Raw genomic sequence first — 221 nt, forward strand, 5'->3', positions numbered from 1 at the left:
TTGATGTCGTTCTGAACACAGCCGATGGTGGCCGCGAAGAACGCGGTCGACGCACCAACGATGGTCACGATCATCAGGGTGGTTTCAGCATATTCAAAGATCGGCGACAGACGCGCGACCATGAACACACCGGCCGTCACCATGGTTGCCGCGTGAATAAGGGCGGAAACCGGGGTTGGGCCTTCCATTGCATCCGGAAGCCAGGTGTGCAGACCAAGCTG

At 58.4% G+C, this 221-nt stretch carries 1 protein-coding gene; it reads right to left on the reverse strand.

Going from position 1 to position 221, the window contains the following annotated elements; genetic code table 11:
- Positions 1 to 221: proton-conducting transporter membrane subunit (locus B2T33_RS00440; RefSeq protein WP_286790884.1), on the reverse strand; the 221-nt coding region annotated here is incomplete at both ends.

The organism is Thalassospira sp. UBA4513, assembly GCF_002388495.1.
Classification (GTDB): Bacteria; Pseudomonadota; Alphaproteobacteria; order Rhodospirillales; family Thalassospiraceae; genus Thalassospira; species Thalassospira tepidiphila.